Genomic DNA, 21,420 nt, shown 5'->3' with positions numbered 1-21,420 from the left:
GTCAATTCGCTTGACCCTCCCCCAATCTTCGTTAGTCCATCAAGTCACTCAGCCCTTAAAACAGCGCTTATCCCCCATTGCCCCCTTTATGGCGCCATATATAGACCAAGAGGTCATTACTCATTTCTACCAAGGCCATGTGGCAGCCATTACCGGTGCAGGCTCAGGCATCGGTCGAGCGCTGGCTTTAAACTTGGCTCAGGCCGGCTGCAATCTGGCCTTATCTGATATTAACGCCAAAAACTTGGCTGAGACTGAGCAGTTATTAAAGCCGTTTGAGATTAAAATCACTACCCAAGCTCTAGATGTCTCTGATAAACAGGCTGTATTTGGCTGGGCCGATCACGTCATGCAAGATCACACTCAGGTAAACTTTATTTTTAACAATGCTGGCGTGGCATTGTCGTCCACAGTTGAGGGTGAGAGCGTTGAGGATATTGAGTGGGTAATGGGCATTAATTTTTGGGGCATGGTATACGGCACCAAAGCCTTTTTACCGCTGATTAAACAAAGCATGCAGCAAGCGGGCAACGCCAAGCACGGTCACATTATTAACATCTCAAGTCTATTTGGTATTATTGCTCAGCCAGCACAATCTGCCTATAACGCCAGCAAATTTGCCATCCGCGGCTTTAACGAAAGTCTACGACAAGAGCTTGATATCGAGCGCAGCGGTGTGTCTATTACCTCAGTGCATCCTGGCGGCATCAAGACCAATATTGCCAACAACGCCCGTGGTAACGAAAGCGTCAGCGCCTTGGGGATGGCAACCGGTGTTAAGGGCCTTAAAAGCTTTAACAAATTACTTAAATTTGACCCCGATATGGCGGCAAAGATTATTCTAATGGCCGCTGCCAAAAATCAGCCCCGCTGCCTGATCGGTGATGACGCCAAGTTAATTGATTTGCTGCAGCGCCTTTGCCCCTCGCATTATGGCAAAATCATGAACAAAGCCAACAAACTTGCTGCCAAAGCCAAAAAATCGCGCCGCAAGCACACAACTACGCAGAAACAATAGTTCAAATGCACCAAGCACTATACAATGATGAGCTATCCTAGTTAGGTCTGTCTTGCACTTGCAATAAGAGCCAGTGCCTGCCAGTTTATGTGCTGCTGCCAATAAACCCTAACTGACGACTCACCTTGATAAATCAGCTTGTACTGGGCATGGCTTTGATGCTTGGTGTAGCCTTGTTACAGACACATTGGTTATTTTATGCAGACTGACTCTTCCACCCCCTTTAACTCTCTTCAAGCACCTTCTTTTGTACTAAAAATGACCGCCATGCTTATTGGCGTCTTTGCGTTTTTGCAGGTGTACTCTATTCAGTCAATTTTGCCGGTGCTGATGCTTGATTTTAAGGCCAGCGAAGTGCAAGTCGGTATGGCGGTAGGCGCCACAGTGATGGCCGTGGCAATCATGTCGCCCTTTTTGGGCATGCTCTCTGACGCGGTGGGACGCAAATCTATTATTGTCGGTGCGTTGTTATTTTTGGCGATACCAACAGCGCTGATTGCGCACAGTCAGAGTATAGAGAGTCTGACCATTTGGCGCTTTTTGCAAGGCTTATCGGTGCCGGGCATTACAGTGGTGACCATCGCCTATTTGGGCGAGGAATTTAAAGGTCATGCGGTTGCAGAATTAATGTCTTATTATGTCTCAGGATCGGTACTGGGCGGATTTTTAGGGCGTTTTATTTTGGGTCATCTGCATGAGTGGGTTGGCTGGCGTATTGCTTATTATTTTATGGCTGTATTAACTGTGGCCGGCGCGCTTTGGGTGGCTAAGACCTTACCTGCCTCACAGCATTTCGTTGCCAGCCCCAAGTTTCGCACCTCGCTGACCACTTTGGGCAATCACTTGACCAACCGCTATGTGGTCTCCGCCTCACTGCTTGGGTTTTGTGTGTTATTCTCATTGGTAGGCTGTTTTACCTTTATTAATCTGCATTTGGCACAGCAGCCCTACCATTTAACTACCGGACAGCTGGCCAACATCTTTGCGGTATATTTAATTGGTGTCATCATTACCCCTTTATCTACCAAGCTGTTGCAGCGCTTCGGCTCAGTGCGCACCATCATTACCGCGGTATTGATGTCTATGCTGGGCGTGCTCATTACGCTTAGCGGACCGCTGTGGCTGATTTTAATTGGTATTAGCATTATGTCATCGGGGGTGTTCATTACCCAGTCAGCGACCATAGGCTATATCGCCACCAATGTGCACCATGGCCGTTCATTGGCCTCAGGTATCTACTATATGGGCTATTACGCTGGCGGCACCGCAGGGGCCTGGTTATGTGGTCTGGCTTATGCTTATGGCCAATGGCACTTTACGGTCTGGGTGTTATTGACGGTACAAGTAATCGCCTTATTAATTGCCTCTATTGGCATGGTAAAAACCTCAAATAACCCGGCAGATTAATGACCATTTAAGCGGCACTTAGCCATGAAAACAATAATTTTAATTGACCGACGACAACCAATTTTGTTAAATTGAATATCACTAAAACGATAAAATATGTATCGTTTATAACAATGACCGCTAACTGTCATTTCTTTTGTGTATTAGCAAGGACTGCTAACAGAGCCAGTGGCCTATCTACGTGGGCCAACTTGCGCCTATTTTTAATCAGCTAAGGACAGCACCATGAATCACTCCCACTCTCCCTACGTCACCTCCGCCACCGAATCTTTTGCTGAACTGCATCAAAACTCGCTTAGCGACCCCAATGCTTTTTGGGGCAAACAGGCCGAGCGCATTTATTGGCATAAGCCGCCACAGCAAGTCTTAGATGACAGTAATCCGCCCTTTGCCAAATGGTTCGTCGGCGGTGAGACCAATCTTTGTTATAACTGCGTTGATCGTCATTTAGAGGCGCGTGCTGAGCAAGATGCCTTCGTCTGGGTGTCCTCTGAGATTAACCAAGAGCTGCTTGATAACCACCCTGGCGTCGCCGAAGCCTTTAAAGCGCTTGATAATCATGTCGAATTTTATACCGATTATGCCAAGCGACGCTTGACTTACAACCGCTTGTATAAAGAGGTCAACTACTTCGCCGATGTCTTACAGCGTTTAGGGGTGGGCAAAGGTGACCGCGTCGTGATCTATATGCCGATGATTTTAGAGGCCGCTTACGCCATGCTGGCGTGTACTCGTATTGGTGCCATTCACTCGGTCGTCTTTGGCGGATTTGCAGCGCATAACTTAGCGGTGCGTATGAGCGATGCCGAGGCCAAACTGGTAATCACCGTAGATGCCGGTCTGCGTGGTGGTAAGGTCATTAACTATAAAAACTTGGTCAATCAAGGCGTCGAGCAAGCTGAGCATAAGCCTGAGCATGTGCTGGTCGTCAACCGCGGGATTATGCCTTATGAGCGCCAAGCCATTGATGTAGATTATGCCACTGAGCGCCGTATCAGCTGTGACAATCGCGCGGTGGTAGAGCCGGTGTGGCTTGAATCTAATGAGCCATCTTATTTGCTGTATACCTCAGGTACCACAGGTACCCCAAAAGGCGTTCAGCGTGACACTGGCGGCTATGCAGTGGCACTGACCACTACCATGGATTATATCTATGATGGCAATCCAGGCGAGACCTTTTGGGCCATCTCAGATATCGGCTGGGCAGTCGGACACTCCTATACCATCTATGCGCCCCTGCTTGCCGGCCTAACCAGTATTATGTATGAAGGCCTACCGCACAACCCAAACCCAGGGATTTGGTGGCGTATCGTTGAGGCCAATAAGGTCAATATCCTATTCACTGCACCTACTGGGGTGCGCATGCTCAAAAAACAAGATGAATCTTGGCTGACCCGCTATGACACCAGCAGCGTCAAATCCTTTTTCTTAGCTGGTGAGCCTCTCGATGAGCCCACAGGCGAATGGCTATCGGGTCATTTGGGCGTCCCCATTATTGATCACTATTGGCAGACCGAGACCGGTTGGCCCATCTTAAGCCATGTGCCCAAATTTGACTATAAAGCGCACAGACCCGGCACCCCAGGCTACCCCATGTATGGCTATGACGCCAAAGTACTCAATGAAGAAACCGGCGAACCTTGCCAGCCTGGTGAAAAAGGCCTGCTTGCCATCTCAGCACCACTACCGCCTGGCTGCTTAACCACAGTGTGGCGCAATGATGAACGCTTTATGAAAAGCTATTACAGCCTATTTAATGGCAAACAGTACTCAAGCTCAGACTATGCCATGATTGATGAAGATGGCTACTATCATATTTTAGGTCGTACCGATGACGTCATTAACGTCGCCGGCCACCGCTTAGGCACCCAAGAGATTGAAGCGGCCATCAGCGAGCACCCTGAAGTTGCCGAAGTGGGTGTGGTGGGCATCAAAGATGAGCTAAAAGGCGAGCTGCCCATCGCATTTTGTATCCTGCGCGACCCATCAATTATTGAAGAGACCGAAAACCGCTTCCGTGTCGAGCAGCAAATCATGGGTGTGGTGGCCAAGTCTTTAGGTGCACTGGCTCGACCTGCCGCCATCTATTTCCCCAAAGCCCTACCTAAGACGCGCTCCGGCAAGATTTTGCGCCGTGCCATCCGCGCCCTTGCTGAAGGACAGGACACAGGTGACATGTCCACCTTAGATGATCCGACAGCCATTGATGCGGTGAAAGCGGCTATTGAGAATTATTAAGCACTCGCTTAGCTACCAAGTATTCACCCAATATTTATTATCAGTCACTAAACTTTATCGTTTGGAGGGAGTGCTGTCTGAGCACTCTGCTTTATGGACTCGCAATACCATTTAGAAGGAACTAAATATGAGTATTTTTGCGATTTTATTATCTTTAGCCTTACTTATGTATTTTGCTTATAGAGGCGTAAGCGTATTGGTTCTTGCACCTATATTAGCAATACTCGCCGTAGTGTTAAGCGGTCAAGGCAGCGAATCAATGGGTATATACACTCAGGTCTTTATGGAAGGTATGGGTGGTTTCGCAGTTAAGTATTTTCCATTATTTATATTAGGGGCTATTTTCGGAAAATTAATGGAAGACTCTGGCTATGCCTACAGTATTGCTCAATATATCGTTAATAAGTTAGGCGACAAACATGCATTACTTGCTGTCGTCATTGCTTGTGGCATATTAACCTATGGGGGTGTATCAGTTTTCGTAGTAGCTTTTGCTGTTTACCCTATTGCCGCTGAACTATTTAAACAAGTCAATATTCCTAAACGCTTTATTCCAGGTGCTATAAGTATCGGTGCATTCACCTTTACGATGACTGCACTTCCTGGATCACCTGCCATTCATAATGCTATTCCTATGCCTTACTTCCAAACCGATGCCTTTGCAGCACCAGGACTAGGTCTCATTTCTGCAGTTCTAATGTTAGGTGGTGGGATGCTTTGGATGAATCATCAGTTACGTTTAGCTCATCAAAATAATGAAGGATATGGAACTCATACCTTAAATGAAAAAGAATTAGATTTGGGTGGGAAAATTCCTAATTTCTGGGTTGCCTTACTACCTATCGCTATAGTCGTAGGAGGAAACTACTTATTTTCTAAAATAATTATTCCTTTGTGGGATAACAGTTATCTTGCAGATGAAAAATTTGGTGGGGTTACCTTAAGCTCAGTTTTAGGACTTTGGTCTATTATTATATCTTTAGCCATTGCTTGCTTATTTGTTATAGCATTTAATTTTAAGCGCATTAAAAACATAGCAGATAGTCTAAACAAAGGCGCAACAGGATCACTTTTACCTATCTTTAATACCGCCTCTGAAGTAGGTTATGGCTCTGTCATTGCTAGCTTAGCAGGTTTTGCAATTATCCAACACTTTTTGATGGGTATTGCCCCAAACAATCCAATTATTTCAGAAGCAATTATTGTTAACGTCTTAGCGGGTATTACTGGATCAGCATCTGGAGGTCTCGGTATTGCTTTAGAGGTTATGGGCGCCAACTATATGCAGCTTGCCCAACAGTACAACATAGACCCTCAGTTAATGCATCGTATAGCAGCTTTGGCTTCTGGTGGTTTAGATGCTTTACCGCATAATGGCGCAGTAATCACTATGTTGACTATTTGTGGCCTGACACATAGAGAATCTTATAAAGATATCTTTGTCACTGCTGTAGTGGTTCCAATTATCGCTTTAATCGTAGTAATTATATTAGGAACTGTATTTGGCTCTTTCTAACCATTTTTACCTGAAATAAATTATTTCAAAACAACATATATATTGCTTCACTCTATAGCACATAAAATAGGGTATATTTTAAAAAATTTTTCTTGTAAAGTGATATGCTTTGTATCATTATATAGAAACCATTAAAGATAAGGACATCTCATGCATCACGTTAAACAACTCATCAACGGTCAATTCGTCGACTCTAAAACCTCTGAATGGATTGATTTAACCGATCCTGCCACCCAAGAAGTCATTGCCAAAGTACCACAAACCACCAATGACGAGATTAATGAAGCGGTTGCTGCCGCCAAAGAAGCATTTAAAACATGGCGCAAAACTCCGATTACTACCCGTGCCCGCATCTTCTTAACCTATCAAGCCCTTATCCGTGAGCACATGGATGAGTTGGCTGAGCTATTAACCTCAGAGCAAGGTAAGACCATTGCCGATGCGCGCGGTGATGTGTTCCGTGGTTTAGAAGTGGTTGAACATGCAGCGGGTATCGCCAACTTACAAATGGGTGATTTTGTTGAAAACGTCGCAACCGGTGTGGATACTTATAGCATCTGGCAACCTTTAGGTGTGTGTGCTGGTATTACCCCATTTAACTTCCCTGCTATGATTCCGCTGTGGATGTTCCCAATGGCGATTGCTACCGGTAACACCTTTATTCTTAAGCCATCAGAGCAAGACCCTATGGTCACCCTGCGTTTGGTTGAGCTTGCTATTGAAGCGGGCGTGCCAAAAGGCGTGCTAAACGTGGTGCATGGCGGTAAACCAACGGTCGATGCCATCTGTGATCATCCAGACATCAAAGCGGTATCTTTTGTGGGTTCAACCAATGTCGGTCACCATGTGTATGACCGTGCCAGCAAAGCCGGCAAACGTGTTCAGTGTATGATGGGCGCCAAAAACCATGCGGTAATCCTGCCTGATGCCAACAAAGAGCAAACCCTAAACCAATTAGCGGGTGCCGCCTTTGGTGCTGCCGGTCAGCGCTGTATGGCACTGTCGGTTGTGGTATTGGTCGGTGATGCTAAAGACTGGATTGATGAGATTAAAGCCAAAGCTGAAGGCTTGGTAGTATCCGCCGGTAAGCATGACAAGGATTTAGGTCCACTAATTAGCCCACAAGCCAAAGAGCGGGTTGAGCGTTTGATCCAAACCGGTGTCGATGAAGGCGCTAAGCTGCTACTAGACGGCCGCGGCATTACTGTGGAAGGTTATGAGAACGGTAACTTTGTGGGTCCAACCATCTTTGATAACGTCACCACAGACATGCAAATTTATAGTCAAGAAATCTTTGGCCCTGTGCTGTGCATCATGCGTGCCGACTCTCTTGATGAGGCCATTGAAATCATCAATGCCAACCCGAACGGCAATGGTACCGCTATCTTCACCCAATCTGGTGCAGCGGCGCATAAATTCCAGCAGGATATCGATGTAGGTCAGGTGGGTATTAACTTACCAATTCCTGTGCCACTACCTATGTTCTCATTCTCAGGCTCACGTGCCAGCAAGCTTGGCGACTTAGGCCCTTATGGTAAACAAGCGGTACAGTTCTATACTCAGACCAAGACGGTCACCGCGCGCTGGTTCGATGATGAAGCCAGTAAAGGTAAAGTAAACACCACGATTTCGATGTAGATTTGACGCAAAACCCAAGCTTTGATAGTGATTGAGTCTATAATGGCCATATAGTCGGTAACATTTATATACTCTTTAATGGTTATATAAATAGGCTGCTCAATCACTATCTGGCTTACGCTTCATTATCGTTTGAGGCGGCTCATATATTAGCTACTCCACTATAGTTTACTTGTTATACTTAGGTCAGAAACACAATACTAACAACGCACGACCTCATTAAATTGTTAAACAGGATGCATCATGGACTTTGCATTGACCGACGACCAATTGGCGTATCAGCAAACCGCACGCCAATTTGCCCAAAAGGAATTGAAACCCAACGCTGCCGAGTGGGACAGAAACAGCCACTTCCCTGTGGATGTGATTAAAAAAACCGGCGAGCTTGGCTTTTTAGGACTATACACCAACCCAGACTATGACGGACTCGGCCTACCTCGTTTAGACTCTGCCATTGTTTTTGAAGAGCTGGCATGGGGCGATACCGCTGTTGCCGCCTATATCAGCATCCATAACATGGTCACTTGGATGATTGGCGAATATGCTAAAGATGACGTCCGCGCTGACATTGTTCCTAGACTGGTCAGCGGCGAGTTATTATCAAGCTACTGCCTAACCGAACCCAATGCCGGCTCTGATGCAGGCTCTTTGACTACCAAAGCCATTAAACAAGACGGCGAAGATTATTATCTACTCAGCGGTGAAAAAACCTTTATCTCAGGTGCAGGCTCAACCGATATTTTAGTGGTTATGGCGCGTACTGGCGATGCCGGCCCTAAAGGCGTGTCTGCCTTTGTGGTCGATGCACACAGTGAAGGCATCAGCTACGGCAAAAATGAGCACAAAATGGGCTGGAAAGCTCAGCCTACCCGCACCATCCATTTCAAAGACGTCAAAGTCCCTGCCAAAAACTTGCTTGGCAGTGAGGGCGAAGGCTTTAAATTTGCCATGAAAGGCCTTGATGGTGGCCGTATTAATATCGGTATTTGCGCCGTCGGTACCGCTCAAGCGGCATTAGAGACAGCACTGAACTATGTGCAAGAACGCAAACAGTTTGGTAGCGCTATTGCCGAGCTGCAATCGGTGCAATTTAAATTGGCTGATATGCTGACCCAAACCATTACCGCACGTCAGATGCTATATTTGGCCGCCAATAAAGTCGATAAAAAACATTCAGACGCCACTACTTACTGTGCTATGGCCAAACGCCTAGCGACAGACTTAAGCTTTGCGGTAGCCAATGAAGCACTGCAACTGCATGGTGGCTATGGTTATCTCAACGAATACCCGCTTGAGCGTCATGTACGAGATTTACGTGTGCATCAAATTTTAGAAGGCACTAACGAGATTATGCGTGTCATCGTGTCACGTAAAATGTTGAGTGACGGCGCGTTGGATAGCTTACGTTAGTGATAAAAGCAGACTGTCGACAGCAGCTTATTGGCTACAATAATCGTAACAGTAGATGCGTAAACTAAAGCGGTATGATGACTGGAACTCATTTATTTGCACTGTCTGAGAGATAAAGCCAGAAGCTTAAAAAATGATGCCCAGTCGCTTAGTAAGCATACAAAATAGTGAATATAAAAAATAGGGATATTATGAGCAACTACACCAACCTAGATCTTAAGATTGACGGCCATGTGGCCACCCTTACCTTAAATAACCCACCTGCCCACACTTGGACGGCAGAGAGTCTAGCCGCTCTAAAACAGCTGGTCACTGATTTAAATAACAATGATTCGGTCTATGCCCTAGTCATCCATGGCGATGGCGAAAAATTCTTCTCAGCCGGTGCCGATTTAAATACCTTTGCGGATGGCGATAAAGGCAACGCGATTTCAATGGCGATTGCCTTTGGTGAAGCGTTTGAAGCGCTATCGAACTATCGCGGCGTGAGCATTGCCGCCATTAATGGCTATGCGATGGGCGGTGGCCTAGAGGCTGCTCTAGCCTGTGATATCCGTATTGCCGAGGCACATGCGGTTATGGCGCTACCTGAAGCTGGGGTTGGCTTATTGCCTTGCGCCGGTGGTACGCAAAACCTACCTTGGCTGGTCGGTGAAGGCTGGGCAAAACGTATGATTTTGTGCGGTGAGCGTGTCGATGCAGACACTGCGCTGCGTATCGGTCTAGTCGAAGAGGTGGTCGAAAAAGGTGAAGGCTTAAGCACAGCACTAAAACTTGCTCAAAAAGTCGCCAATCAATCACCAGTCGCAGTCACCTTATCCAAACAACTGGTGCAGTCAGCTCGCCACACACCGCCGGCGTATAACCTGATTAATGAGCGTGAAGCGTTTGTCAAATTGTTTGATACTGCCGATCAAACCGAAGGGGTCAATGCATTTTTACAAAAGCGCAAACCCACTTGGCAAAACAAATAGCTTGCACACATAGCCCTTCTTGCTCATGGTTTATAACAAGGTGACCGATATGTCCGATAACATCGCATCAACTGCTGCTTCTACTGAAGCCTCTGTCCTATTTGCCACACATACCACTCAGTCAGGTCATGTGATTGGTGAGATGACGCTTAATTCGCCCAAATCGCTGAACGCCTTGAGCATCGATATGTGTCAGCTAATGAGCGCGAAGCTCACACAGTGGCAAAATGATAGCAAAGTTGTGGCTGTGCTACTGCGCGGTTCAGGAGATAAAGCATTTTGCGCCGGTGGTGATATCCGTAAGCTGTATGACAGTATGCTAGATAATCCGCCGATGCCTAACCCTTATGCCACTGATTTTTTTGGTAGTGAATATGCGCTATATCGCCAAATGCATTTTTATGGCAAGCCCATTATCTTATGGGGCAATGGCATCATCATGGGTGGCGGCATGGGCCTAATGGCCGCTTGTAGTCACCGTATTGTGACTGAGACCACCAAGTTTGCCATGCCAGAGATTAGCATTGGTCTATTCCCTGATGCCTCAGGCAGTTGGTTCTTACAGCGCATGCCAGCCAAAACTGGACTGTTTTTAGGCTTAACCGGTGCGATGTGTAACGGCAGTGATGCACAGTTTGCAAGCCTTGCCGAATATGCCCTGCCCAGTAGCCAATATCAACAAGTCATTGACACCTTAGCAGCGGCCGCATGGGAAGATGCCCCAGCCTCCAGCGCGCTTTACAGCCAAGCGCATCGTGTCGCTCATCACAGCTTAGCGGAGCTTGAGCGGTCGGCTAATGCTGCAGATAATGCAGATGTTGTATTCAAACCGAGCAAATTGGCTGAGCACTGGGCCAGCATTCAGACGCTGATGGTCAGCGGCGGGCTCAAAGAGATTGATGCACGCCTACAAGACGATGCTGCCTTGGCCGAAATCGATCCAAACTTCGCCGAAGACAGCTGGACTCAGCGGGCATTGGCCACTTATCGTGCTGGCTGCCCAGTGACTGCCGCGTTAACCTATGAGCTGTTTCACCGCGTTAAAGACTTATCGCTTGAGCAGATTTTGTATGTAGAGGCCAATGTGGCAGTGCACTGTGCCAATAATCCAGACTTTAAAGAAGGGGTACGCGCGCTGCTTATCGATAAGGATAAAAACCCTAATTGGTCACGCACCCTGCAACACTGTTTAAGCCAAGAAGGTCGCGCTTATATCAATAGCCACTTTGACAACCCTTACCCAAAAGGTGAGCATATTTTCCAAGAGTGGCTGAGCTTTGAGTGCAAAGGCTCATTGATGGCACAGAACCTAACCCATGAGGCGCAAAGCTAACACCACGCTTACTTTGGGCTATAAAAACTGCTTAACCCCAAATTTATAACTTAAATGATTTCTTTGTTTTTTCACTTTTTCATTTCTTTATTTTTTCATCAAGGAGCGATGATATGACCCAAAACACCCCCAAAGACACCCCCAAAATTGCATTTATTGGTCTGGGCAATATGGGCGGCCCTATGGCAAAAAACTTGCTAAAAAACGGCTACCAGGTCACCGTCTATGACCTATCAGAGGCCGCGCAGCAGCAATTATCTGACGCTGGCGCATCAACCTCAAGCTCACCAAAACAAGCAGTGCAAGGTGCGGATGTGGTGATTACCATGCTGCCGGCCAGCAAACATGTGAATACGGTCTATCTGGGTGATGCTGAAGCAACACATCTGACCGCCGACGGGCTACTGTCAGAATTACCCAGTGGCACCTTAGTCATTGACAGCTCTACCATTGATGCTGCCGCCGCCAGAAACGTGGCTCGTATCGCCACCACCAAAGGCATCGATATGGTAGATGCTCCGGTGTCAGGGGGAACCGCAGGTGCAGAAGCTGGCACGCTCACCTTTATTGTAGGCGGTGAAGACAGTGCCTTTAACCGCGCTGAACCTATCTTAAAGGCCATGGGCAAAAACATATTTCATGCCGGCAGTAATGGCGCCGGACAAGTGGCCAAAATCTGTAACAACATGCTGTTGGGCATCCTAATGAGCGGTACAGCAGAAGCTTTAAACTTGGGCGTCAAAAACGGATTAGATGCCAAAGTGTTGTCAGATATTATGCTACAAAGCTCAGGACGCAACTGGACACTAGAGGTGTACAACCCTTATCCTGGTGTATCTGAAACTGTACCATCTAGCCGAGGCTATAGCGGCGGATTTATGAGTCAGCACATGCACAAAGATTTGCACTTGGCCTTACAAGCCGCTGAAGACATCAATGCCGAAGTGCCTATGGGTGCCCAAGCTGCAGCCTTGTATGATGAGCATATCAAAGAGCACAATACAAAAGACTTCTCGAGTATCATGGCTCATTTTGACAGCAGTGTACTTCGTTAACTTTAACATTTAACAGTCCCTCTGCTAAAACAATAAGCCCAAGTCACTGACTTGGGCTTATTGATGTATATGATACTTGTGGTGAGGGCGGTGTTAGCTTTGTAGCTCATATACCAAAGCCTGGATATCCAGCGCCGCTTCCTGCAAGCGAGGCACCGACTGCATCATGTCCTCAAGTGACACCCGAACGGTCGGTGCGTGCATATATAACGAGGCCAAATAGCGATCTTTTTTATCCAAAATAGGAACAGAGACTGCGACCATCTCTGAGATAAACTCTTCATTGTCGATACCGATACCCGTCTTAGCAATCGCATCAAGTTCAATATTAAGCTTATCAACATCGGTGATGGTGTTTTTGGTGAATTTATCCAAGCTTAAGTTTTGTAGCATTTTATCGCGCCGCTCAGGCGATAATTGACTCAGATACAGCTTACCGGTTGCGGTACACCACATCGGCGACTTAGCGCCCACAGGCAAGTAGATTTGTAGCGGCAAATCCGTCTTCGCCCGGTTGGTATAAATCATATGCATATTGTGCGGCACACTAATTCCGCACGTCTCTTTCACATCACGCACCAAACGCTGCAAGATGACATGACGCTCACTATAGAACTGACGCTGTTGCCACAGCTCAACGCTTAAATTGCGCACTCGGCGTCCTGCAATGATGCCGCCGGTAATGTCTATGGTGACAAACCCCTCATCTACCAGCTGCTGTAGCAGCCGATGGATGGTGGGCTTGGGGATATCGAGCTCTTGTGATAACTCTAAAGGTGTGATGGGCTTTGCCGCATAAGAGACCGCCTCAATGATTTGCAGCACTCGAGTAATAGAGGAGACTTTGGGCATGATCCATATACCTTTAAATGTAAGAAATACCTTTGAATATAAAAACTAACGGGCTTACTTAATGTCTCTCATTGGCTTAGAGACGACTCAGCGGCGCTGCTCAACAATCAACGAGTCAATGCCATTATTTTGTAGTTTTTGCTGTGCGGCCACGACATTTTGACGGCTGGTCATGGTGGGTGACACCACTTGGTAAAACACCTGACCATTGTTCATTTTGCTTTTAACCACTTTGGCATCTACGCCTGCCATCAGCACTTGGGCGCGGCGCTTATCTGCTTCATCAGCACTACTAAAGCTGTTAATTTGCAGAATATAACTCGGTGGTCTGCTAACAGCAGCAGGCTTAACGCCAGCTTGAGTCACTCGGTTGGCTTGGCCTGTGCTCTGACTGGTTTGGTTGCCACTACTGGTGGACGGCGTAGGGTCATCATAAGTCCCCTCCTCCTCCACAATCACAATGTCATTATCCCCACTGGCTGCCGGCGCATTTGGTTTTACCGGTGTCTGAGTAGAGTTGTCTTGTACTCCGGCCAAATCATCAATAGATTGAATGCTATTATCACGAGTTTGGGTACTTGGCGTGGTTACCACCACATCAGGTTGTAACACATCTGGGGCAGTCGTGGTCTGCGTATCTTGATCAAACACCGCTTCATCTGGCACGCTGATCATCTCTTGATCGGGCAGCAAGTCATAAAACTCAAAGTCATTGGTCTCAGACTTAGGCTGATTGATCGGCTCAACGGTTTTTTGCTCCGCTTTGGTCTCGCTACCTAAGTCAAACGGGTTCCAAAGATACAGCACACCCAAACACATGACAGTCAATATGGCGCCAACGAACATCCACAGTAAGCTTGCAACCCCACCGCCCTGTCGCTTTTGTACCGCGCCTTTAGGTTTTTTTGCTAACATAAATTTTCTCCATTTATGAATCAGTCAGGCCATGCTCGTTGGCAATTTATAAGTTAACCATTAAGTCACTAACATGAGCGAGTATATCAAATAACTTATAATGCTAAATTAATCACTTTAGCAGCTTTTTATTCTACCAAAAGCCTGCTACATGCTAGTAGGTGCAGACAAGCCCAGTAAGCTTAAGCCGTTGGCCAATACCTGACGCACCGCCTTTGATAGGCGCAAGCGAGCCTGCATCATATCCAGCTCCTCTTGGCTTGGTGTCTCATCAGCAATAATGCTCACCGGCAAGATACGATTGTCGTTATACCAAGCGTGGAATAAGGAGGCCAAGTCTTTTAGGTAGTTGGTCAATACGTGTGGATCGTAACCAGTGGCTGCACGCTTTAAGGTCGCAGGATAAGCGGCCAGCAGTTTAATCAGCTCACTTTCGGCGTCTGCGGTTAATAAGTGTTGTTGCGCACTGCCTTGAGCGTCGTCCACATCGAAACCCTTGGCTGCTAATTTTTCAAGTACGCTGCACACGCGGGCATGAGCATATTGAATGTAATACACGGCATTATCTTTGCTCTGTGATTTTGCCAATTCTAAGTCAAAGTCAATGTGCACTTCAGGCTTACGTGCCACATAATAAAAACGGGCGGCATCATTACCCACTTCTTCACGCAGCTCACGCAGCGTCACAAATTTACCTGAGCGTGATGACATTTGGATTTTTTCTTCACCGCGCCATAATGCCACAAACTGAACTAAAATAACTTCCAAACGTTTTTCATCGATACCCAGTGCAGTCAAAGCGGCACGAACACGGGCGATATAACCATGATGGTCAGCGCCCCATACGTTAATTACTGTGTCAAATCCGCGCTCAAATTTGTTTTTGTGATAAGCGATGTCCGAAGCAAAATAAGTGGTTAGGCCATTAGCACGGCGCACCACACGATCTTTTTCATCACCGAAGTCGGTAGAACGGAACCAAATGTTGCCGTCTTTTTCATACAAATGGCCTTTGCTGTCAAGCTCAGCCAAAACCGGCTCAATTTCATCTGCTATGGATTTTTCGCTAAACCAGCGCTCAAAACGCACCCCAAACTCATTAAGATCGTCTTTGATATCTCCCAAGATTTCACTCAAAGCTGCATTTAAGAAGACAGCATAGTTATCGCCAAGTGCTTGCTTGCTATTGGCAATTATCACATCAATGTGTGCATTTTTATCCCCTGAGACCACCTCTTTTTCACCGGCGTCATTCACCTCAGAGACTTCATCTTCTGGTGCATTTGCGCTGATATCAGCATAGCTGTGCACATAGGCGTCGTTTTGCTGGGTCTTAATGGTTTGTGCAATGTCGGTCACATAATCGCCTTGATAACCGCCCACTGGAAAGTGAATTTGCTCGCCATTTAACTGTAAATAACGCAAATAAGTACTGGTGGCCAAAATATCCATCTGACGACCGGCATCATTGACATAATATTCACGAGTCACCTCATAGCCCACAGCTTCAAGCAGGTTTGCCACACTCATACCAAAGGCGGCACCGCGGCCATGCCCCACATGCAAGCTAGAAGTTGGGTTGGCAGATACGAACTCAACCTGAATTTTTTTATTCGCAAATTCATCGGTTAAGCCATACTTCTGATTTTTAGCAAAAATGGCATCCAATACCGCAAATTTTGCATCAGTATTTAAAAAGATGTTGATAAAGCCAGGCCCTGCAATCTCTAGCTTAGCAATGCTGTCATTGGCTGGTAAGGCCGCTGTCAACTGCTCCGCTAAGGCGCGTGGGTTGGATTTGGCGGCTTTAGCAGCGGTTAGGGCGATATTACTGGCATAGTCGCCGTGCTCAGGGCTTTTGCTGCGCGTGATCTGGCTGTTATTCTGCCAATCGGCCGGCAATACGCCTTGATCAATCAATACTTTGGCGGCGCTATCTAGTAATGCAAAGATTTCATCAATTTGAGCTTGCGACATAATTTATTAAACTCTGAAGTTAAGTGAATTTGGGATTGAGATAAGGTTTTGATACAAAATTTGAAAGGGTACTCATATATTTGGAGCAACCCTTTAATATATCAAGGTTAGCTTACTTTTTCCATCAACTTTCATTTTTGTTGTTTTGTTATCAGTCGCCCACCAAAATGGCATTATGGGGTCACTCTCCTCTATAATGGGGCACTCTAGACTGACTTATCACACTCTGAGCACTGTTTTAGACAGTACCCTCCTATTTTTATCATTATTTTTGGAATGCATTTATGCTTGCTGCCGTGTTTGCTATTGCCGCTGAAACCGTAACCAAGTGGGGCCTGTACGTCTTACTGCCTATTTTTATCGCCTTTTTGTTCTTTATTATGTGGGACATTTCCAAAAAATCTGATGCAGGTCGTGCCGGCACTTTTTGGATTTTTTTGGCCCTAGGCGCAGGCTTCGTCGGCTTTTTATTAAAGCTGGTGCTAGAAGTTGTGTTCGAAAAATGGGTGCTTTAGAGTCCCTACTTCAAGTCAGCCCAAGCGTCACCGGCTAATTTGCTATCGACGCTTGGGTACTGTTATGCTCGATAATCTTAGCGACATGAGTGGGTAATTGCCATGCACCACCTGCAAAGCCGCGGCACATACCTGTAGTTGCTTCTGTGGCAAGTACAAAAGATTGGCCATTCCATACCCACTGTTTTTGTCCCCAACAGTCCCCTATCCCGCGAGCTTTATGAATTGCCCAAATCTCACCGTCAGAATACTCTGAGCCAGAGGTGGTGATAAGCTGAGGCGAACTCGGTTTGGCATGGTCTATCAGCCAATACCCATATCCCATATTATAAGCACCACGCCAGCACAAATGACTGGCCAGCGTATGCGTGGCATCTACCCGCTCAAAGCTCCAGTCAAGACCCTCTGTGGCATACTCCCTAAAAGATTGAGACTGCTCAGACTTAGGATTTGCCAGTTCACACGCCCCCATGTCATCTGAGCTGCCCATTAATGGTTTAGAGCCTACCCTCACCCATTTTTCAATATTAGCGTTAAAATAGTTAAGCGCTGAGGGCGACAGTGTCGTTTGTTTTGCATCAGCATAAGCGAACGCTTTGTGAATAATGGGTTTTGCTACTGCTGATTTGGGCACTTGTTTATTCAGATGGCTATGACTGACTAAAGCCAATGCGTTACCGACTCGCCCTTGTGCCTCATCTAATTTAAGCAGTACCGCACTCATACCTTTATCGCTAACTTGCCAACGTTTACTACCCACATTAGAGACGGCGACTATGTCTATTTTAGTATTTTGACGCGCTCGCCTAAGTAGCGCTTGGGCCTGCTTTTGGTTTAATTGATAAACACCACCATCTGCCCCATCTGAACCAGCACTGAGTTGCCCATAAAACTTATCGTTTAACCACAGCTCAATCTCGTTGTTGCCGTTATCATCTTCTTCGCTTGCAAACTGCACCTCAACTTTCGGGATGCTCTGCCTGGGTATCGCCGTGATTAAAATTGAAGCTGGTCTATCCAGATTATCCTCACTTGAATAACCCGCCGCTCGGCAAGTTAACGTATTATCACAGACCAATTGCCAGTCGTCTTTGCTGTAGCCACCATCCTCAAATGGCTTGCCATAGCCCTCTGCGGCCACAGCAGGTAACGTGATCAGCGTCGACAATCCAAATAAAGCAGTGCTTAGCAAATGCAATTTATTCATGGGGCATGCTCCTGTTGTGTCGCCTAGACAAGAGATGTCGACGAGCATTGATTTATATGTTAACTGTAGCACGGTACATGCAGTTGCAATAAGCTCTTTAAATGAATTGCCAAATAAGTGGGGCGGGCTACTTAGTGGCGATTAATGTTGCTCGCATGGGCGCCGGATACCCTTCAACCGTTTTGGTGGGGTCATTGGGATCCAAAAAGTCTTTGAGCGATTGATAGCTCATCCAGTCTGTGGCGCGCTGCTCTTTGGTTGAGGTAATATCAATATCCACACACTTAACCTCACTAAAACCAACCTTTTCTAGCCAGCCGGTTAACGCTGCTACAGAGGGAATAAAATAAACATTATTCATCTTCGCATAGCGATTGTGCGGCACCAGTACGGTATTGGCATCGCCTTCGATAACTAGGGTTTCTAACACCAATTGCCCACCATTTATCAGCTGGTTTTTGAGTTGAATCAAATGCTCAAATGGTGATTGACGGTGATATAGCACCCCCATACAAAATACGGTATCAAACAATTGATTGCCTTGATCTGAGCTTGAGGGTAACTGCTCTAAGCCAACAGGAATATAGTGAGTGCGGTAGCCGACGCCTGTTCTATCACTGTCCATATCAGTATCGAAGCCTGCCACAAAGTGACGAATGGCCATAAACTGATGATAAAAAAGGCAAGAGGGGTCAATGATAACCACTTGCTTAGCCCCTGCCCCTGCCATGCGCCAGCCGTGATAGCCTGAGCCACCACCGACATCAAGCACATAACGGCCTTGTAAAGTACCTAAATGAGGCTTTATGCGATTCCATTTCCAATCACTGTGCCATTCAGTGTCGATAAACACTTTGTTCTCACCTGTCCCAATCTGAAACGGGCCTTTGCGCCATGGCATTAATTGCTTCATTAAAGCGGTAATTTGCTTGTTTTGACCGTCTGTCAACTCTGCATTGATGGTCAAAATATCGCTGTTTAAATCAACGCTTTGGACATCAATTGTCGGTAGGTTTTCAACCGAAGACAGATAAGCCGGTGCATGCGCATAACGGCGTTTGTCCTTAATATCAGACAGCCATTTGGGTAGATTTGCCAACCATTCATTGGCAATAGGCCGATATTTCGCGCGCCCTATCAAGGCAAGGTACAGTTCACGTTCGGCAGTGGCGATGGTTTGGTTTGTCATAGAGGCTTCGTTGTGTTGATATGTTTAATTCGGCGTTATGTTTGGTGTTCGGCTTGATAATAAAGGTCGCTATTATAAAGGGTAATGCGCTTAGGGTGAACTTTGAAAAAATTTTGGGTGAAAATATAAATGCAAACAATGGATAGAATAGTGCTACTTAAATTAAATCTCCGTCGTTATGACATACCCTTTTATCTTCTCATCTTCACTACGCAAATCATCATATTCAAAACCACCTAAATCACATTTTTCTGCTTTAAAGACAATGTTACCAGACTCTAACCAATGCAATGCATTTTTAGTATCGTAAACAATATCGGGATAATAACTTTCAACAATATCGTTAACATCACCATGTGAATCCGAGGTTTGGGCATGCATAACCCAGAGCCCGTAACTCAAGCCTAGCTTTTGTAAAAACTCATATCCTATAAAATAAAACTCATATAACATTCGAATAGAGTGAATATAATCACCGTCTCTATTAATAATTGAATATAAGTATTCTTTTATTAAATCTGCTTCAAATTTATGAAAACCAACATATTTTGCAAAGCTAAGCTGAAATGCTTTAAGACTATACTCATGGCTATAATCAAAAGAAATCAGTTCAAGGTATAAGTCTGGATTTACAGACGCCAAATCCTCATTTTGATACATCCATTGCTCAAAGTCTTTTAGGCTCAACTTTCCGGTAATAACTTGATGAATCTTTTGTTCAAGTGAAAATGGCACCATATTATGACCTTATTTAATATACTTCTCACTTCAAAACCACAGGCAACCCTGACACCACCAAAGTCGCTTTATCCGCCACTTGTGCCAGATATTGATTAACCCAGCCTTGTAACGACACAAACTGTCGACCCTCAGCGGTGCTGGCGTGCAAGCTCATACCGATTTCGTTGGAGATAATAAACAGGGTGGCGCTGTGTTGATTGGCAAAAGTCACTAGAGAGTCAACTTCTTGCTTGGCAAGCGTCAAGCACTGCTCAATGTCATAGTTGTAATCCATCACATAATTGGTCAACCATAAAGTAACACAGTCGATAACAATGACAGGTATGTGGTTATATTGCTCTGAATCAGACTTGTGCTGATTAAAATAGCGCTGTAATGCTTCTGTTAAATTCAAATCCGCTTCAATGGTTATCCATTGACAGCTCGACTCTGCTCTGTCATGGACATGGCGCTGAACACGCTTAGCAAAATTCTCATCGAGCACCCGAGAAGTCGCCAGATAATAAGGCGTGGCGCTCATCTGCTCAGCTAAGCTTTGTGCAAAGCTACTTTTGCCTGAGCGCTCGCCGCCGGTTATGTAGTGAATCACTCAAACGCCACCCTACTTAAACGCAATCATAGACGCAAAGTTTAAAAACTGGAACCAGGTCAAACTACGATTAAAGCCTACTTCTGCTAGACGCTGATGATGCTGATCTAAAGCGTCGGTAATTAGCACATTTTCTAACGCATTACGTTTGCCGCTAATCTCAAGCTCGCTATACCCATTGGCACGCTTGAAGTCATAATAGCGCTCAACCAACCACGCATCATCTTGCTCATCGCCGGTGTGGGTCTTTTCAGTCAATACCAAAATACCGCCGTCATTAAGCGCATCATATATGTTTTTTAATACCTGAGTGCGGTCAGCAGGCGGTAAGAACTGCAAGGTTAGGTTTAATATCACCATATCGCAAGGCTCAAGCTCAAATCCGCGAATATCAGCCGTAATGACTTCGATATCGTGCTCTGGATAGTTCTGTTGCAGCAATACCTCAGCTTTTTGAGTCATTGCCGGCGAGATGTCTACCGCTTTAATTTGTAGCTCTTCTTTGCTAAAGCCGCCTTTTTCATTCAGCAGCGCCATGGTGGCCCCGCCCAGCGAGCACCCCAGGTCATAGACTCGGCTGACCCGTTTACCCTCAGCATTTACTTGGCCAGCCTGGCAATGACGCTTGGCAAAAATCGGCAACATTGCCAGCATTTGCCCGTATCCTGGCACACTGCGGCGAATCATATCAGGAAAACAGGCCACCACTTGCTCATCAAATGAAAAGCGCGCGGCCTTGTCTAACGGTGTGGTAAACACATTGTCATACACCACAGTTTCTTCAACAAGGATATTGGACTGAGGGTGCTTAGCATCGGCATCTGTTGTATTAGACATATCAAGTCT

General features: G+C 46.1%; 18 protein-coding genes. 10 read left to right on the top strand and 8 right to left on the bottom strand.

Annotation, left to right across the window (positions count from 1 at the left end; translation table 11 throughout):
• Positions 1-88: 88 nt before the first annotated feature.
• From DLE54_RS01530 to mmsB, 9 genes are all read left to right on the top strand, one after another.
• Positions 89-1,018 (top strand): SDR family NAD(P)-dependent oxidoreductase, encoded by a 930-nt coding sequence (locus DLE54_RS01530; protein WP_110817267.1) that lies wholly within the window; start codon positions 89-91, stop codon positions 1,016-1,018.
• Positions 1,019-1,216: 198 nt separating this feature from the next.
• Positions 1,217-2,425 carry an MFS transporter gene (locus DLE54_RS01525; RefSeq protein ID WP_227535373.1) on the top strand — a complete coding sequence of 403 codons (1,209 nt, stop codon included), beginning with the start codon at positions 1,217-1,219 and terminating at the stop codon, positions 2,423-2,425.
• 225 nt (positions 2,426-2,650) lie between these two features.
• Positions 2,651-4,663, top strand: coding sequence for a propionate--CoA ligase (locus tag DLE54_RS01520; protein ID WP_110816026.1), 2,013 nt, complete (start codon positions 2,651-2,653; stop codon positions 4,661-4,663).
• 127 nt (positions 4,664-4,790) lie between these two features.
• A complete protein-coding gene (locus DLE54_RS01515) occupies positions 4,791-6,179 on the top strand; it encodes a GntP family permease (protein ID WP_110816025.1) in 1,389 nt (462 codons plus the stop codon).
• A gap of 150 nt (positions 6,180-6,329) precedes the next feature.
• Complete coding sequence (locus DLE54_RS01510) at positions 6,330-7,817, top strand: CoA-acylating methylmalonate-semialdehyde dehydrogenase (protein ID WP_110816024.1); 1,488 nt, start codon at positions 6,330-6,332, stop codon at positions 7,815-7,817.
• 243 nt (positions 7,818-8,060) lie between these two features.
• Positions 8,061-9,227, top strand: a complete 1,167-nt coding sequence (locus tag DLE54_RS01505) for an acyl-CoA dehydrogenase family protein (RefSeq protein WP_110816023.1) — start codon at positions 8,061-8,063, stop codon at positions 9,225-9,227.
• Between the two features lie 191 nt (positions 9,228-9,418).
• On the top strand, positions 9,419-10,201 hold the full coding sequence (locus DLE54_RS01500) for an enoyl-CoA hydratase (protein ID WP_110816022.1): 783 nt from the start codon (positions 9,419-9,421) through the stop codon (positions 10,199-10,201).
• 49 nt (positions 10,202-10,250) lie between these two features.
• Complete coding sequence (locus DLE54_RS01495) at positions 10,251-11,534, top strand: enoyl-CoA hydratase/isomerase family protein (RefSeq protein ID WP_110816021.1); 1,284 nt, start codon at positions 10,251-10,253, stop codon at positions 11,532-11,534.
• Between the two features lie 113 nt (positions 11,535-11,647).
• Positions 11,648-12,589 (top strand): 3-hydroxyisobutyrate dehydrogenase, encoded by a 942-nt coding sequence (gene mmsB, locus DLE54_RS01490; protein ID WP_110816020.1) that lies wholly within the window; start codon positions 11,648-11,650, stop codon positions 12,587-12,589.
• Between the two features lie 93 nt (positions 12,590-12,682).
• On the opposite strand, the gene DLE54_RS01485 is transcribed toward mmsB, so the two are convergent.
• The 3 genes from DLE54_RS01485 to argS form a co-directional block, all read right to left on the bottom strand.
• Positions 12,683-13,441 carry an IclR family transcriptional regulator gene (locus DLE54_RS01485; protein ID WP_011959585.1) on the bottom strand — a complete coding sequence of 253 codons (759 nt, stop codon included), beginning with the start codon at positions 13,439-13,441 and terminating at the stop codon, positions 12,683-12,685.
• Positions 13,442-13,528: 87 nt separating this feature from the next.
• Positions 13,529-14,356, bottom strand: coding sequence for an SPOR domain-containing protein (locus DLE54_RS01480; RefSeq protein WP_110816019.1), 828 nt, complete (start codon positions 14,354-14,356; stop codon positions 13,529-13,531).
• Between the two features lie 147 nt (positions 14,357-14,503).
• The gene (gene argS, locus DLE54_RS01475; RefSeq protein WP_011959583.1) at positions 14,504-16,333 is read right to left on the bottom strand and encodes an arginine--tRNA ligase; all 1,830 of its coding nucleotides are present in this window, start codon (positions 16,331-16,333) and stop codon (positions 14,504-14,506) included.
• Positions 16,334-16,617: 284 nt separating this feature from the next.
• Here argS and DLE54_RS01470 point away from each other — a divergent pair, with 284 nt between their 5' ends.
• Positions 16,618-16,848 (top strand): DUF2788 domain-containing protein, encoded by a 231-nt coding sequence (locus DLE54_RS01470; RefSeq protein ID WP_011959582.1) that lies wholly within the window; start codon positions 16,618-16,620, stop codon positions 16,846-16,848.
• Positions 16,849-16,882: 34 nt separating this feature from the next.
• Here the strand turns inward: DLE54_RS01470 and DLE54_RS01465 are convergent, their stop codons facing one another.
• The 5 genes from DLE54_RS01465 to cmoA all read right to left on the bottom strand — a co-directional run bounded on the left by DLE54_RS01465 (position 16,883) and on the right by cmoA (position 21,411).
• Positions 16,883-18,055 (bottom strand): DUF1176 domain-containing protein, encoded by a 1,173-nt coding sequence (locus DLE54_RS01465; RefSeq protein WP_110816018.1) that lies wholly within the window; start codon positions 18,053-18,055, stop codon positions 16,883-16,885.
• 127 nt (positions 18,056-18,182) lie between these two features.
• The gene (cmoB, locus tag DLE54_RS01460) at positions 18,183-19,244 is read right to left on the bottom strand and encodes a tRNA 5-methoxyuridine(34)/uridine 5-oxyacetic acid(34) synthase CmoB (RefSeq protein WP_110816017.1); all 1,062 of its coding nucleotides are present in this window, start codon (positions 19,242-19,244) and stop codon (positions 18,183-18,185) included.
• A 162-nt stretch (positions 19,245-19,406) separates the two neighbouring features.
• Positions 19,407-19,982, bottom strand: coding sequence for a hypothetical protein (locus DLE54_RS01455; RefSeq protein ID WP_110816016.1), 576 nt, complete (start codon positions 19,980-19,982; stop codon positions 19,407-19,409).
• A 25-nt stretch (positions 19,983-20,007) separates the two neighbouring features.
• A complete protein-coding gene (locus tag DLE54_RS01450; protein ID WP_110816015.1) occupies positions 20,008-20,574 on the bottom strand; it encodes a bifunctional adenosylcobinamide kinase/adenosylcobinamide-phosphate guanylyltransferase in 567 nt (188 codons plus the stop codon).
• Positions 20,575-20,586: 12 nt separating this feature from the next.
• Positions 20,587-21,411: a carboxy-S-adenosyl-L-methionine synthase CmoA gene (gene cmoA, locus DLE54_RS01445; RefSeq protein ID WP_110816014.1), complete on the bottom strand. Its 825-nt coding sequence runs from the start codon at positions 21,409-21,411 to the stop codon at positions 20,587-20,589.
• Positions 21,412-21,420: the final 9 nt, after the last annotated feature.

It is taken from the genome of Psychrobacter sp. YP14 (genome assembly GCF_003209315.1).
In the GTDB taxonomy this organism is placed as follows: Bacteria; Pseudomonadota; Gammaproteobacteria; order Pseudomonadales; family Moraxellaceae; genus Psychrobacter; species Psychrobacter raelei.
This window is presented reverse-complemented; position numbering and strand designations above follow the sequence as displayed.